Genomic DNA, 14,575 nt, shown 5'->3' with positions numbered 1-14,575 from the left:
GGGCGCCCGGACGTGGTTACCTGAACAGGACTAGGCCGCCTCGCGGCGGCGCCGGCTCCTGGAGATGGATGGAGCACACGCAATGAAGCACCGTGACAGCACTGGACCGGACGGCGTCGGCGAGGGCGAGGCGCAGCCCGACTACGCACGCGAGGGGCTGGAGAACCCGGAGCGCATGGCCGGCATGGCCGAGGACGCCGAGCCCAACTTCGCGACCAAGGACATCGACCCGAACGAGGTCGATCCCATCGCCGCGAACCGGCCGAGCTTCGCGACCAAGGACATCGACCCGAACGAGGTCGACCCGGTCGATCCGGCCGAACCGAACTTCGCGACCAAGGACCAGGACCTGGGCTAGGTCCGGTTCCTGTCCGAGCGGTCCGGGGGCGGGCCGTCCGGCGCGATCAGGTCGAGGCCGGCCGGCACCAGGACGCCGATGAGTTCGACCGCGCGAGCGGCGGGCAGGTCGGGCAGGTCGTAGTGCTGCGATCCGGCCGCCGTGGTCGCGATCAGGGTGGTTAGCCCGGCGCGCCGCTGAAACGGCGTCCGGCGCACCGTCACCCCCACGATGCCCTCCAGGGCCAGCACCGTGCGGCGCCGGTGCAACGACCCGAGCCGGGTCACCAGGTACCCGTCGACGATCGCGTGCCCGAGGTTGCGCGCACGGTCGGCGGCCAGCGCCCAGCCGCCGGCCAGCGCCAGCACCACCCAGACCGGCGCCAGCAGCGGCGGCAGCCCGGCCCACCGGTGCGCGGCGACCAACCCGGCGGCCACGACGAGCGCGCCGCCCAGCGCCCGCAGGTAGCGACGACGCCGGGCGGCCGGTCCGTGCGCCGTCAGCGGGGTGTGCACCAGGCGCTCGTCACCCAGGACGGCGGCCTCGACCCGCAACACGTCCGGGGTCGGTGCCGGGGGCATCACCAACGCGCTCCCGCCCCCGCCGTCCGCGCCTTCGGACCGGCGCAGCCCGGTGGCCACGGCGTGCAACCGGGCGCCGTGGGCCCACCGCAGGACCAGTGGCTCCCGGCGCTGCAGGCCCCGCAGCCGGCGCTCCTCGATGCTGGTGGAGCGGGTGGTCAACAGGCCACGGGTGACCTGCAGCGTGCCCCCGGGATGGCGGCTGAGCCGGAACCCCCAGAACGACACGACGTACCCGGCCACCGACAGCACCGTCACGACCAGCAGGACCGCGGCGACGGCCAGCGCGATGTCGGCGCCGACCGAATGACCCTGCAGGTAGCCAAGGGCCTGCCGGACCGGCCCGAACTCGGCCGGGTTCAGCCGGGCCTCGCGCATCAGGCGGAAACCGAAGCCGATCGCGACCAGGCCGGTGATGGCGCCGGAGAGGGTGGCCGGGGCCAGCGCGATCCAGCCCGGGCGCAGCCGGGCCAGCTCGACCTCGGGGGAGCCGGCCGGTTGATCGGGTGGGTGGCCGGAGTCCGCGGACGTCGCGGCCGTCTGCCGGTGCAGCAGCTCGGCCCGCAGCGCCGGCACCGCCCCGGCCGGCAATCCGTCCAGCCGGACCCCGGACTCGTGCGCGTGGCGGCCGCCGGTGCCGATGTCGACCCGGACCAACCGCAGCATCCGCTGCAGCGGATGCGCGCTGACGTCCAGGCTGCGGATCCGGTCCCGAGGCACGGTCAGGTGCCGGCGCTGCACCAGGCCGCGCCGCACCTCGACCACGGTCGGGGTGATCCGGTAACGGGTGCTCAGGTACCGGCCGATGCCCAGGGCCACCACCACCGCGGTGCCGATCAATCCCCAGGGCGGTCCGTCCGAACGGCCGGCGCCGGCGATGATCAGCACCGCCAGCATCGGGATGAAGCGCAGGATCTCGCGGACCGGCTCGACCAGCAGCATGCCGGGGGACAGGCGCCGCCACTCGGGTTCGGCGACCGGCGGCCCGGCGGGTGCGGACGGGCCGGGTGGGCCGGCAGGTGCGGATGGACCGGGCCGGGCGGGCGGGCCGGCGTCGGTCGCGACGGGCTCGCTCACGTGGCGTCTTCCCGGAACTGCTCGCTGGCCCGGGTGATGTCGGCCGCCAGGTCGGCCGCGGTCGCCTGGTCCAGCGCCTGGATCCGCAACGGTCCGGCCGCCGATGCGGTGGTGACCGTCACCTCGGTCAGGCCGAACAGGCGGGCCAGCGGACCACGGGCGCTGTCGACCGTCTGGACCCGGCTCAGCGGCGCGATCCGCGACTCCTGGGTCCACCAGCCGGTGCGGGTGTACACGGCCGTCCCGGTCAATTCCCACCGGTGCACCCGCCGGCGCAGCCACGGCATCGCCGTGACGTGCACCGCGGCCACCGCCAAGGTGATGGCCAGCACCGGCAGCTTGGCCGGCGGGAACGGCCAGTCCAGCAGCAGGGCCGCCACCTCGACGGCCAGCACCAGCGCCCAGCCGGCCAGCGCGGAGGTGAACCAGTACCACAGCGCCCGCGGGCTCACCCGGTTCGCCGGCGGCCGCAGGGTCAGCCGGGTGGCCGCCCGGTCGACCCGGGAATCGTCGGCGGCGCTCGTGGTCATGGCTCCATCGTGCCCCGGCGGTCCGACACCCGGCCGGACGCGCGGTGCGCCCATGCACGACGACCGGCCGGCGCACGGACGGCGCACGGTCGACGATCGGAGTCGCGACAAACTGACGCGACGCGCGGCGCGCCTCCGAAGCCTCCCGAGCCGCCCGACCTACCTTCAACCCCAGCGCCACCACCTGACATAACTATAACCGTATGGTTGAGGTTGAGGGTTCGACACGCCGAACGGGGCAGTTGAGTCAGGCACGGTGCATCCGTAGTCGAGTGGCCCGGCCCGTGGGTCGACTGGTTGTCCGCCAGTCCGTCCGCGGTCGGGCCGAACAGAAAGGCGAAGGCGAATGACGCCACCGCACAACTACCTGGCCGTCATCAAGGTCGTCGGCATCGGCGGCGGCGGCGTGAACGCCATCAATCGCATGATCGAGGTCGGCCTGCGCGGGGTCGAGTTCATCGCGATCAACACCGACGCCCAGGCCCTGCTGATGTCGGATGCCGACGTCAAGCTGGACGTCGGCCGGGAGATGACCCGTGGCCTGGGGGCCGGGGCCAACCCGGACGTCGGCCGCAAGGCGGCCGAGGATCACCGCGAGGAGATCGAGGAGGTGCTCAAGGGTGCCGACATGGTCTTCGTCACCGCCGGGGAAGGCGGTGGCACCGGGACCGGTGGCGCCCCCGTGGTCGCCTCCATCGCCCGCAAGCTCGGCGCCCTGACCATCGGTGTGGTCACCCGGCCGTTCCAGTTCGAGGGTCGGCGGCGCGGCGGGCAGGCCGAAGAGGGCATCAAGATGCTCCGCAACGAGTGCGACACCCTCATCGTGATCCCCAACGACCGGCTGCTGCAGCTGGGCGACATGGGCGTCTCGTTGATGGACGCGTTCCGCTCGGCCGACGAGGTGCTGCTCAACGGTGTCCAGGGCATCACCGACCTGATCACCACCCCCGGTCTGATCAACGTCGACTTCGCCGACGTCAAGTCCGTGATGGCCGGGGCCGGCACCGCGCTGATGGGCATCGGTTCGGCCCGCGGCGAGGGCCGTTCGGTCCAGGCCGCGCAGAAGGCGATCAACTCGCCGCTGCTGGAGGCCTCGATGGACGGTGCGCACGGCGTGCTGCTGTCCATCGCCGGCGGCAGCGACCTGGGCCTGTTCGAGATCAACGAGGCCGCTTCGCTGGTGCAGGAGGCGGCCCACGAGGACGCCAACATCATCTTCGGCACCGTCATCGACGACTCGCTCGGCGACGAGGTGCGGGTCACCGTCATCGCCGCCGGCTTCGACTCGAGCCCGTCGGTGCTGCCGCCGAGCATCGACCAGCGGGCCCGGGCCTCGGCCGACCGGCTGGGTGGACCCAGCGGCCGGCTCGGTGGTGGCCACGGTGGTGGACACAACGGTGGCCACACCCCGAGCCTGGACGGCGCGCTGGCCAACAGCGGCAACGGTGGCTTCTCCTCGCACCCGCAGCGGGTCGAGCCGCAGATGCCGCCGCAGCCGCAGTACGCCAGCACCCCGCCGCCGCCCTCGCGCGGCGCGGCGCCGGCGTACCAGCAGCAGGCGCCGGGCCGGTACCCGACCCAGCCGCCGGCTCACCCGCAGCAGGGGATGCCGCCGGCCCGCGGGCGTCAGCAGCTCGACCTGGACGACGACGACGTGGACGTCCCGTCGTTCATGAAGCGCTGAGCGTCGGCTCGACCGCCCCAGCCCCGCCCTCCGCGCCGGTGATCGGAACCCTGTTCACGACCCGGCGCGGAGGCGTGTCCGCGGCGCCCTACGACGAGCTGAACCTCGGCGGCGCGGTGGGCGACGATCCCGCCGCCGTCCGGGTCAACCGGGCCGTGGTCGCCGAGCAGGTGGGTGTGCCGGCGGATCGGTTCGTCTGGCTGCACCAGGTGCACAGCAGCATCGTCCGCATCGTCGACGGGCCGCCGGACGAGCCGTTGCCCGAGTGCGACGGCGTCGTCACCACCACCGCCGGGCTGGTGCTGGCGGTGCTGGCCGCGGACTGCGTGCCGGTGCTGGCCGCCGACCCGGCGGCCGGGGTGGTGGGCGCCGCGCACGCCGGCCGGCGGGGTGCCGCCGACGGCATCGGGGCCCGTTTGATCGAGGTCATGACGCGCTGCGGCGCGGATCCGGCCGCCATCACGGTGTGGCTGGGCCCGGCGATCTGCGGGCGGTGTTACGAGGTCCCGGCGGCGCTGCGGGACGAGGTCGATCAGGCGTTGCCCGGCTCGGCCGGCCGCACCGAACAGGGCACGCCCGGGCTGGATCTGCGGGCCGGGCTGGCCGAACAGCTGACCGGACTGGGCATCCGCGCGGTGCACGTCGACACTCGTTGCACCCGCACCGATCCCGACCTGTTCAGCCACCGGCGAGGCGCCCCCACCGGGCGTCAGGCCGGCCTGATCTGGATGGCCTCGGACGGGTCTTTGCGGCCGGGTGACCGGTCGGGTGTGTCGCACCACAGTCCGTCCCCGGATCGGGGATAGCCTCACCGGCAGGCGTGGAAAACGGTTCGCGCGGCCTGCGTTTCGAGTGGTCTCGAACAGGCCGGGCGGCTCCGCTGGACGGGCCTGACAGACGGCCCTGGGTCAGCGCAGTGGCAGTGATCGACAGCGGAAGGATCGGGACGGGCATGGGATCGTGGCGAAAGGTGGGGGCATTCCTCGGGCTGGTCCCGGAGGACGGCCGCCGGGATGAATACGGCGAGGAGTACCACGAGGGGCAGTACCACGAAGGTGGCTACCCGGACGGGTACGAGGCCGACCGGGCTCCCGAGTACGACGAGGCCTACGCCCGTGAGCAGGTTCGGCAGTCGCCCTACGGATCGGCCCCCCGGGCCGTGCCGGACGGGTACGAGGCCCCGATGACCCAGGGGGCGCTGGCCGTCCAGGCCCGCCCCGAGGTCCGTCGCGAGTACGCCGAGTCCACCGGTGCGGCCCGTCCGGTCACGGTCAAGCTGACCGGGTTCAGCGAGGCCCGGGTGATCGGCGAGAAGTTCCGCGAGGGCAAGCCGGTCATCCTGGACATGACCGAGATGGACGACGCCGGCGCGCGTCGCCTGGTCGACTTCGCCGCCGGGCTGGCGTTCGCCCTGCGCGGGTCCATCGACAAGGTGACGACCAAGGTGTTCATGCTGCTGCCCCCGGACACCGACATGGCCGACCTGCCGGCCTACGAGCCGGATTACGCCGCCTACCCGGGCGCCCGCCCGGCCTACGCCGGAAGCCGCGCCGGCCGCTGACCGTCTGTACCCGAACACGCCGGCCCCGCACCTGGGGACCGGCGTGTTCGGCGTTGCCGGCCGCCGCCGGCCGCTGGCGGTCGGCCCGACCCGGTCTGGGCGCGCGGGTGGAATTCCGCGCGTTCGATCAGGTAGAAGTGGAGGCGTGAACGTTCTCTGGCAGGTCGTCTACCTCCTGCTCTGGCTCTTCCGCCTCGCCCTGCTCGGCCGGATCGTCATCGAGTTCGTCCGCATGTTCGCCAAGACGTGGCGTCCGGCCGGCACGCCGGCGGTGGCGATGGAAGTGTTGTACGTCACCACCGACCCGCCGGTGAAGCTGTTCCGCAAGATCATCCCGACCATCCGGATGGGCGGCGTCGGCTTCGATCTGAGCATCATCGTGCTGCTCATCATCGTCTACATCCTGATGGAAGTGGTCTGGCGGCTCGCGCTCGGCGCGCTGTGAGCTCACCCCCGGTGGCCGCCCGGACCGCGAATGGCGGCTCGATGGGCGGCGGTTCCGACTATCCTGGCCGAGACGATCACGGCGAGTGCTGCTCGACGAAGTGAGCGATCGCCCCGGTACCAGCGCAGTTGAGTAGAGCCATCAAGGAGTAAGTCATGCCGCTGACCCCAGCCGACGTGCACAACGTTGCCTTCAAGAAGCCGTCGATCGGCAAGCGCGGGTATGACGAGGACGAGGTCGACGCCTTCCTGGACGTCGTCGAGGCCGAGCTGGCCCGCCTCATCGAGGAGAACGCCGAACTCAAGGCCGGCGGCGCCACCACCGGTGGCCAGACCGTGCCGCTGACCAAGGCGGAGACCCCGCTGTCCACCGGTGAGGCGCACACCGCCGCCGCCCGCCTGCTCGGGCTGGCCCAGGAGACCGCCGACCGGCTGACCTCCGAGGCGCGCGCCGAGGCGGACAAGGTCACCGGCGAGGCCACCGCCGAGGCCGAGAAGACCGTCGCCGACGCCAAGAGCCAGGCCGAGGCCCTGCTCTCCGACGCCACCGCGCGGGCCGAGGCCACCGAGCGGGACAGCCGCACCAAGGCCGAGAACCTGGACCGGGAGGCCAAGACTCGCTACGACGAGACCCTCGGCCGGCTGGACACCGAGAAGGTCGGCCTGGAGAAGAAGATCGAGGACCTGCGGGGCTACGAGAAGGAGTACCGCGGCCGGCTCAAGAGCTGGATCAGCGACCAGCTCGCCCAGCTCGACGACGGCGGATCCCGCGAGCAGCAGCCGATCGCGGTGACCACCAGCCCCGGCGACTGATCGATTTCCGGTCGATTCCCGGCCGATCCCGGCCAGGGCCGGGAATATCCCTGGACCGGCGGCGTTACGCTTGATTCAGATCTGTTGGTGAACGTTGCACGACGGCAGTGACCCGGCCATCACCGGCGAGCCATTCGGAAGAACGGAGCGCCCGTCGCCACCGCGGCGGGCTCTCTCACTAGACCCGAACGGGTCCGGCCCGACACAGCCGGCGCAATGAGTGGTCCGGCCCGTGCTCGGCAGAGCGCGGACCCGGGCAAGCGGGGTGGTACCGCGGGGCGCGACCGGACACGGTCGGGCCTCGTCCCTGCAGTGTCGGATGACCTGCAGCGACGAGGAGTGCCCAGCATGGCGAGCACCGCCGACCACCCGAACGCCTACCCCCGCGCCGGCGCGACCGAGGTCGCCACCCACCCCGACTTTCCCGCCCTGGAGCGGCAGGTCCTGGCCCACTGGGCCGCGGACGGCACCTTCCAGGCCTCGATCGACCGTCGCGCCGCCGGCGACAACGGCAGCAACGAGTACGTCTTCTACGACGGCCCGCCGTTCGCCAACGGCCTGCCGCACTACGGGCACCTGCTCACCGGCTACGTCAAGGACGTGGTGCCGCGCTACCACACCATGCGCGGTCGCAAGGTGGAACGCCGCTTCGGCTGGGACACCCACGGTCTGCCGGCCGAGGTGGAGGCCGAACGCCAGCTGGGCATCAAGCACAAGTCCGAGATCGTCGGGATGGGCATCGAGGCGTTCAACGACGCCTGCCGCCAGTCGGTGCTGCGGTACACCCACGAATGGCAGGAGTACGTCACCCGGCAGGCCCGCTGGGTCGACTTCGAGAACGACTACAAGACCCTTGACCTGGACTACATGGAGTCCGTCATGTGGGCCTTCAAGACGCTGTGGGACAAGGGCCTGATCTACGAGGGCTATCGGGTGCTCTGGTACTGCATCCGCTGCGAGACGCCGCTGTCGGCCACCGAGACCAAGATGGACGACACCTACCGGTCCCGGCAGGACCCGGCGGTCACCGTCTCGCTGCGCCTGCGCTCGGACGACCCGGCCCTGGACGGGGTCAACGCGCTGGTCTGGACGACCACCCCGTGGACCCTGCCGTCCAACCTGGCCGCCGCGGTCGGGCCGGACATCGACTACGTCGTCGTCGAGTCGGCCGGCCCGTTCGCCGGGCGGTACCTGCTCGCGCAGGCGCGGCTGGGGGCCTACGCCCGGGAGCTGGGGGAGGAGCCGGCCGTGCTGGCCCGCTACACCGGGGCCCAGCTGGTCGGGGTGCGCTATACGCCGCCCTTTGACTTCTTCGTCGGCCGGGACAACGCGCACCAGGTGCTGACCGCCGACTACGTCAGCACCGAGGACGGCACCGGCATGGTGCACATCGCGCCGGCCTTCGGTGAGGAGGACAAGGCCGTCACCGACGCCGCCGGCATCGAGGTGGTCAACCCGGTCGACGGGCAGGGCCGGTTCACCGCGCAGGTGCCCGCCTACGAGGGCTTTCAGGTCTTCGACGCCAACGTGCCGATCATCGCCGACCTCAAGGCGGCCGGGCTGCTGCTGCGCCGCGACTCCTACGAGCACCCGTACCCGCACTGCTGGCGCTGCGACACCCCACTGATCCAGCGGGCGGTCTCGTCCTGGTTCGTGGCCGTCACCCAGTTCCGGGACCGGATGGTCGAGCTGAACCAGCAGATCAGCTGGGTGCCCGGGCACATCAAGGACGGCCAGTTCGGCAAGTGGCTGGAGGGGGCCCGGGACTGGTCGATCTCCCGCAACCGATTCTGGGGCTCGCCGATCCCGGTCTGGACCTCGGACGATCCGACCTACCCGCGGACCGATGTGTACGGCTCGCTGGACGAGCTGGAGCGCGACTTCGGGGTGCGGCCGAGCGACCTGCACCGGCCGATGGTCGACGAGCTGACCCGGCCCAACCCGGACGACCCGACCGGGCGCTCGACCATGCGCCGGGTACCCGAGGTGCTGGACTGCTGGTTCGAGTCCGGCTCGATGCCCTACGCCCAGGTGCACTACCCGTTCGAGAACCGCGAGTGGTTCGAGGACCACTACCCGGGCGACTTCATCGTCGAGTACAACGGGCAGACCCGCGGCTGGTTCTACACCCTGCACGTGCTGGCCACCGCGCTGTTCGACCGGCCGGCGTTCGTCACCTGCATGGCCCACGGCATCGTGCTGGGCGACGACGGGCAGAAGATGAGCAAGTCCCGGCGGAACTACCCGGACGTGGGGCAGGTGTTCGAGCGGGACGGCTCGGACGCGATGCGCTGGTTCCTGATGTCCTCGCCGATCCTGCGCGGCGCCGACCTGGTCGTCACTGAGCAGGGCATCCGGGACAGCGTCCGCCAGGCCGTGCTGCCGCTGTGGAACGCCTGGTCGTTCCTGTCCCTGTACGCCAATGCGGGGGGAGTTGCCGGGTCGATCCGGACCGACTCGACCGACGTGCTGGACCGCTACATCCTGGCCAAGACGGCGGAGCTGACCGGTGAGGTCACCGCGGCGATGGACGCCTATGACCTGGCCGGCGCCTGCGCCGCGGTCCGGGTCTACCTGGAGGTCCTGACCAACTGGTACATCCGGCGGTCCCGGCAGCGCTTCTGGGACGCCGACCAGGACGCGATCGACACCCTGCACACGGTGCTGGAGACCCTGTGCCGGGTGGCCGCGCCGCTGCTGCCGCTGACCACCGAGGTGATCTACCGGGGGCTTACCGGCGAACGGTCCGTGCACCTGACCGACTGGCCGGCCGACCAGTTGCCGCTGGATGCCGAGCTGGTGACGGTGATGGACGAGGTCCGCGAGGTCGCCTCGGTCGCCCTGTCGGTGCGCAAGGCCGGCAAGCTCCGGGTCCGCCAACCGCTGTCGTCGATGACCGTCGCGGTGCGGGACGCGGCCGCGCTGGAGCCATTCGCGGCGCTGCTGGCCGACGAGGTCAACGTGCGCTCGGTGCTGGTCAGCGAGCTGGCCGAGCACGACGAGCGGGTCACCCGCCGGCTCACGGTGAACGCCCGGGCCGCCGGTCCCCGGTTGGGCAAGCAGGTCCAGCAGGTGATCAAGGCGGCCAAGTCCGGCGACTGGTCGGTGGCCGAAGACGGCACCGTGACCTGCGGTGACGTGGTGCTGGCGGACGGGGAGTACACCCTGGAACTGTCCGCCGCCGGCGCGTCCTCCGACGCGGTCGGCCTGCTGTCCGCCGGCGGGTTCGTCGCGCTGGAGACCACGCTGGACGACGACCTGGTCGCCGACGGCCTGGTTCGCGACGTCGCCCGGGGCGTGCAGGACCTGCGCAAGAGCGCCGGCCTGGACGTCTCGGACCGGATCGAGCTGTTCGTGGTGAGCGACGACGCCATCGCGCGGTCGGCCGTACTCGGGCGGTGGGGGTGGCTCGCCGATCAGGTGCTCGCGGTCAACGCGGCCACGCTCGAGCCGGCTCCGGCCGACGCGCTCGGTGCCGCCGACCTGGTCGCCGGTACCGGCGTCGACGCCGCCATCCGGGTGCAGCTGCGCAAGGCCCCCAGCGGGTCCTAGCCAGGACCGGGGGATTCGGCTCGCTCGCGGGCCGAATCCCCCTCAGTCGGCGCGGGCGCTGGCCTGTCGGTCAGCCGGTCAGGCGTTCGGCCAGGGCGGTGAGCGTCGGCGTGCAGCCGGCGTCGACCCGCCCGCGGGCCAGCGGGTCGCCCCGGGTGATGCCGCGGTTGACGATGACGATGGGCCAGCCCAGCTTGGCCGCGTGCCGGACGAACCGCAGGCCCGACATCACGGTCAGCGACGAGCCGGCCACCAGCAGGGCCTGCCCCGTCGTCATCGCGGTGTAGACCTGATCGACCCGCGCCTTGGGCACGTTCTCGCCGAAGAACACCACATCGGGCTTGAGCACCCCGCCGCAGACCCGGCAGTCGACCAGGACGAACTCGCTGGTGTCCTCCAGTTCGACGTCGCCGTCGGGGGCGGTGCGCACGTCGGCGTGGGTCGCGAAGTCGGGGTTGACCTCGTCCAGCCGGTGGTGCAGCTCCAGCCGGCCGGACAGGACGCCGCAGCGCAGGCAGATCACCTGGTCGATCCGGCCGTGCAGGTCGATGACGGTGCGGCTGCCGGCGGCCCGGTGCAGCCCGTCGACGTTCTGGGTGATCAGGGTGCGGACCACGCCGGCGGATTCCAGCGCGGCCAGCGCGTGATGTCCCTGGTTGGGTTGGGCGCTGCCCAGCCGTTGCCAGCCGATGTGGCTGCGCGCCCAGTACCGCTGCCGCGCCCGCGAGCCGGAGACGAACTCGTCGTAGGTCATCGGGGAGCGGGGCGGGCTGTCCGGGCCGCGGTAGTCGGGGATGCCGGAATCGGTGGACAGACCGGCGCCGGTCAGCACCACCAGCCGGCGTCCGGCCAGCACGTCGGCGGCCTGCTCGGCGGCCAGCAGGGCCGCGCTGGGCGTGCCGGTGCGCGGGGTGTCGGGGATGCGGACATCAGCACTGGCGGGGCCGGCCGCGGTGGGGGTGACCGTCACCCCATCGAGAGTACGGCCGCGCTCAGCCTTCCTCGGCGATCTCCGGCACGTCCCGATCGGCCGGTTTGACGCCGCCGTCGGGCGCCCGCCGGTGCAGCGCGAGCCCGATCAACGGGTAGAGCAGCACCGACAGCATGGCCGCACCGACCAGGGCCGCGGCGGTCCCGGCCGGTAGATCGCCGGAATCGACGCCGATGTCGGTGACGGCCACGACGATCGGCAACCCGGTGGCGCCCAGCAGCATCACCGCGCGCCGGTCGGCCCCGGGTAGTCCCCGCGAGGTGAACAGCGTCGACGAGCCGCGCACCACCAGCAGCAGCACCAGGAAGACCGGGACCAGCACCAGCGTCAGCGGCTGCGCCAGCAGGGCGTCCAGGTCGAAGGTCAACCCGGTGCTGATGAAGAAGATCGGCACCAGGAACCCGAAGCCGACGGCCTCGAGCTTGCCCTCGATCGACTCCTTGTCCCGGGGCGGCGCCCCGGCCAGCAGGAGCTTGGCGATCACCCCGGCCGCGAAGGCGCCCAGCAGCATGTCCAGGCCCAGCAGCAGGCTCAGCGCGACCAGCAACAACAGCAGGCAGATCACCAGGCGGACGGCGAACTGACCGCTGGTGTGCAGGGTCGCGGTGACCAGGGAGGTGAGCCCCGCGTGCGGGCCGCGACCGGCCAGCACGATCGCCACCGCGGTGATCACCACGAAGCCCAGCAGCACGACGGTGGCCACCCCGGGCTGCCGCCCGGACAGGAACAGGGAGATCGCGATCAGCGGGCCGAACTCGCCGACCGCGCCGATCGCGATGACGGCCGCGCCGAACGGCGTGCGCAGTTCACCGGCGTCCCGCAGGATCGGCATCAGCGTGCCCAGTGCGGTGCTGGTCAGGGCCACCCCGATGAAGATCGCCGCGGCCGGTTGCGGGGCGAGCGCGAACGCCGCGCCCACCCCCAGCACCAGGGCGAACAGCCAGCCGACGATCGAGGAGTTCAGTGGCCGGCCGCGGATGCGGCGGAAGTCGATCTCGTTGCCGGCCAGGAAGAACAGCATGCACAGCCCGAGGTTGGCCAGCTTCTCGGTGGTGCCGGTGGGCGTGACCCAGCCAAGGACCGCCGGGCCGCACACCATGCCCAGCACGATCTCGAACACCACCAGCGGGATCCGCACGAGCCGCCCGGCGGCCGCGGCCAGGATCGGCGCGATCGCCGCCAGCAACGGGAACATCACCAGCACGCTCAGCGGCAGGTCCACCTCGACCCCCCGGGGCCGGCTCGCGTTCCCGGCCTCAGGCGGCCGGTCGCACGTGGATCCCGTGCGCGATCTCGGGGGACAGCTCGGTGGTGATCGCCCCGTCGACGACGACCATCGTGTCGCCGCGGACCTCGAACTCCAGCACCGCTCCGGGCACCACACCGGCCCGGTGCAGCCGGTCCATCACCACGGGCTGGTTCTGCACGATCTCGATGATCCGGCGGACCTCGAACCGGCCGCCGCGCCCGGCGGCGACGTCGGCGCCGATCAAGTCGCGATGGGTCTCGGTGACCGGGGGCGTGGACTCGCCCAGATGATCCAGGCCGGGGATGGGGTTGCCGTAGGGCGAGGTGCGGGGGTGGCCGAGCAGGGTGACCAGGCGCTGTTCGACCTGCTCGCTCATCACGTGCTCCCACCGGCAGGCCTCGACGTGCACGTCCTGCCAGTCCAACCCGATCACGTCCAGCAGCAGCCGTTCGGCCAGCCGGTGCTTGCGCATCACGGCGACCGCGCGATCCCGGCCCAGGTCGGTGAGCTCCAGGTGCCGGTCGTCGGAGACCACCAGCAAGCCGTCCCGCTGCATCCGGGCGACGGTCTGGCTGACCGTCGGCCCGCTCTGGTTCAACCGCTCCGCGATCCTGGCGCGCAGCGGAACGATGCCCTCTTCCTCCAACTCGAAGATGGTCCGCAGATACATCTCGGTCGTATCGATCAGGTCGTTCACGCTGGCGTTTCCCCTTCTTGGCGCTCGCGATCCTACTCAGCGGCGGGCCCGACGCGGTGGTGGTCGGTGGGTCTGGTGGGGACCCGAGGCACACCCTTCCGGGCGTGCGCAACCCCTTTCCATCGCGAGTACTCCACAATAGTCGGCGATGAAACCCTCACCGGCGCCACCGTTGATCAGGGCCGACGAACTGGCTCACGAACTGGCCGGCCCGCGCCCCGACCGGATTGCGCCGATCCTGCTGGACGTGCGCTGGTCGTTGGCCGGCAGCGACGAACCGGGCTTCGTGGCCGGCCACCTCCCCGGTGCCCGGTTCCTGGACCTGGACCGGCACCTGGCCGGTGCGGCCGGACCCGGCGGCCGACACCCGCTGCCGCCGGCCGAGTCGCTGCAGGCGGCGCTGCGCGCGCTGGGCCTGACCGACCAGTCGCCGGTCGTCGTCTACGACGGCGGATCCGGCCTGTCCGCGGCCCGCGCCTGGTGGGTGCTGCGCTGGTCCGGCCTGGCCCGCGTCCGGGTGCTGGACGGCGGCCTTCCGGCCTGGCTGGCCGACCCGGCCCGGCCGACCGAGTCCGGCCTGGCCGCCCCGCCGGCCGCGGGCTCGGTCACCGTGCGACCGGGGGCGATGCCGACCGTCACGGTCCAGGAGGTCGATCGCGCGATCGGCAGCGGGATCGATGCGCAGGGGGCCGCTGATCACCCCGTGCTGCTGGACGTGCGGGCAGCCGCCCGCTACCGGGGCGAGGTCGAACCCCTGGACCCGGTCGCCGGGCACATCCCCGGCGCGGTCAACCTGCCCATCGGCGAGCTGATGCGCCCGGACGGCACCTACCGGCCGGCCGCGGAGATCGCGACGGTGCTGCAGGCGGTCGGGCTGACCGACGGCACCCCGGCGATCGCGTCCTGCGGCTCGGGGGTGACCGCCTGCCAGCTGGTGCTGGCCGCCGAGCTGGTCGGCCGGCGGGCCGCCCTGTACCCGGGCTCGTACTCGCAGTGGTGCGCGCTGGGCCGGCCGGTCGCCACCGGCGCGGGCCGTCCCGGGGCGGAGGTTTAGCCTGA

13 protein-coding genes are annotated in these 14,575 nt (G+C 72.4%); 8 read left to right on the top strand and 5 right to left on the bottom strand.

Annotation, left to right across the window (positions count from 1 at the left end; all coding sequences use genetic code 11):
* Window positions 1-82: 82 nt before the first annotated feature.
* A complete protein-coding gene (locus NAMU_RS18805; RefSeq protein WP_015748926.1) occupies window positions 83-358 on the top strand; it encodes a hypothetical protein in 276 nt (91 codons plus the stop codon).
* Here NAMU_RS18805 and NAMU_RS18800 read toward each other — a convergent pair.
* Window positions 355-1,995 (bottom strand): PH domain-containing protein, encoded by a 1,641-nt coding sequence (locus tag NAMU_RS18800; RefSeq protein WP_052308003.1) that lies wholly within the window; start codon window positions 1,993-1,995, stop codon window positions 355-357. The genes NAMU_RS18805 and NAMU_RS18800 overlap by 4 nt on opposite strands.
* Window positions 1,992-2,525 (bottom strand): PH domain-containing protein, encoded by a 534-nt coding sequence (locus NAMU_RS18795; RefSeq protein WP_015748924.1) that lies wholly within the window; start codon window positions 2,523-2,525, stop codon window positions 1,992-1,994. The genes NAMU_RS18800 and NAMU_RS18795 overlap by 4 nt, the downstream gene beginning before the upstream one ends.
* Before the next feature lie 346 nt (window positions 2,526-2,871).
* On the opposite strand from NAMU_RS18795, the gene ftsZ reads away from it, so the two are divergent.
* From ftsZ to ileS, 6 genes are all read left to right on the top strand, one after another.
* Window positions 2,872-4,209, top strand: coding sequence for a cell division protein FtsZ (ftsZ, locus tag NAMU_RS18790; RefSeq protein WP_015748923.1), 1,338 nt, complete (start codon window positions 2,872-2,874; stop codon window positions 4,207-4,209).
* Window positions 4,210-4,247: 38 nt separating this feature from the next.
* On the top strand, window positions 4,248-5,015 hold the full coding sequence (gene pgeF, locus NAMU_RS18785) for a peptidoglycan editing factor PgeF (RefSeq protein WP_015748922.1): 768 nt from the start codon (window positions 4,248-4,250) through the stop codon (window positions 5,013-5,015).
* Window positions 5,016-5,161: 146 nt separating this feature from the next.
* Entirely contained in the window at window positions 5,162-5,770 is a 609-nt protein-coding gene (locus NAMU_RS31505) for a cell division protein SepF (RefSeq protein ID WP_015748921.1), read from the top strand.
* Between the two features lie 145 nt (window positions 5,771-5,915).
* A complete protein-coding gene (locus tag NAMU_RS18775) occupies window positions 5,916-6,215 on the top strand; it encodes a YggT family protein (RefSeq protein WP_015748920.1) in 300 nt (99 codons plus the stop codon).
* Between the two features lie 155 nt (window positions 6,216-6,370).
* Window positions 6,371-7,027, top strand: a complete 657-nt coding sequence (locus NAMU_RS18770) for a DivIVA domain-containing protein (RefSeq protein WP_015748919.1) — start codon at window positions 6,371-6,373, stop codon at window positions 7,025-7,027.
* A 348-nt stretch (window positions 7,028-7,375) separates the two neighbouring features.
* Complete coding sequence (gene ileS / locus NAMU_RS18765; protein WP_015748918.1) at window positions 7,376-10,579, top strand: isoleucine--tRNA ligase; 3,204 nt, start codon at window positions 7,376-7,378, stop codon at window positions 10,577-10,579.
* A 70-nt stretch (window positions 10,580-10,649) separates the two neighbouring features.
* Here ileS and NAMU_RS18760 read toward each other — a convergent pair whose 3' ends face one another.
* The 3 genes from NAMU_RS18760 to NAMU_RS18750 are packed head-to-tail and all read right to left on the bottom strand — an operon-like array spanning window position 10,650 to window position 13,516.
* The gene (locus NAMU_RS18760) at window positions 10,650-11,549 is read right to left on the bottom strand and encodes an NAD-dependent protein deacetylase (RefSeq protein WP_015748917.1); all 900 of its coding nucleotides are present in this window, start codon (window positions 11,547-11,549) and stop codon (window positions 10,650-10,652) included.
* Window positions 11,550-11,571: 22 nt separating this feature from the next.
* A complete protein-coding gene (locus NAMU_RS18755) occupies window positions 11,572-12,792 on the bottom strand; it encodes a cation:proton antiporter (RefSeq protein WP_015748916.1) in 1,221 nt (406 codons plus the stop codon).
* A gap of 34 nt (window positions 12,793-12,826) precedes the next feature.
* Window positions 12,827-13,516 carry a metal-dependent transcriptional regulator gene (locus NAMU_RS18750; RefSeq protein WP_015748915.1) on the bottom strand — a complete coding sequence of 230 codons (690 nt, stop codon included), beginning with the start codon at window positions 13,514-13,516 and terminating at the stop codon, window positions 12,827-12,829.
* Between the two features lie 148 nt (window positions 13,517-13,664).
* Between NAMU_RS18750 and NAMU_RS18745 the strand changes: the two genes are divergently transcribed.
* Complete coding sequence (locus tag NAMU_RS18745; protein WP_015748914.1) at window positions 13,665-14,570, top strand: sulfurtransferase; 906 nt, start codon at window positions 13,665-13,667, stop codon at window positions 14,568-14,570.
* The last annotated feature ends 5 nt before the right edge of the window (window positions 14,571-14,575 follow it).

It is taken from the genome of Nakamurella multipartita DSM 44233 (assembly GCF_000024365.1).
In the GTDB taxonomy this organism is placed as follows: Bacteria; Actinomycetota; Actinomycetes; order Mycobacteriales; family Nakamurellaceae; genus Nakamurella; species Nakamurella multipartita.
Note: the sequence above shows the minus strand (reverse complement) of the source record. Positions and strands in the feature narration are given on the sequence as shown.

Coding starts and splice junctions, on each gene's coding strand:
- NAMU_RS18805 (WP_015748926.1), top strand. CDS start 83: ATGAAGCACCGTGACAGCACTGGACCGGACGGCGTCGGCGAGGGCGAG.
- NAMU_RS18795 (WP_015748924.1), bottom strand. CDS start 2,525: ATGACCACGAGCGCCGCCGACGATTCCCGGGTCGACCGGGCGGCCACC.
- ftsZ (WP_015748923.1), top strand. CDS start 2,872: ATGACGCCACCGCACAACTACCTGGCCGTCATCAAGGTCGTCGGCATC.
- NAMU_RS31505 (WP_015748921.1), top strand. CDS start 5,162: ATGGGATCGTGGCGAAAGGTGGGGGCATTCCTCGGGCTGGTCCCGGAG.
- NAMU_RS18770 (WP_015748919.1), top strand. CDS start 6,371: ATGCCGCTGACCCCAGCCGACGTGCACAACGTTGCCTTCAAGAAGCCG.
- ileS (WP_015748918.1), top strand. CDS start 7,376: ATGGCGAGCACCGCCGACCACCCGAACGCCTACCCCCGCGCCGGCGCG.
- NAMU_RS18745 (WP_015748914.1), top strand. CDS start 13,665: ATGAAACCCTCACCGGCGCCACCGTTGATCAGGGCCGACGAACTGGCT.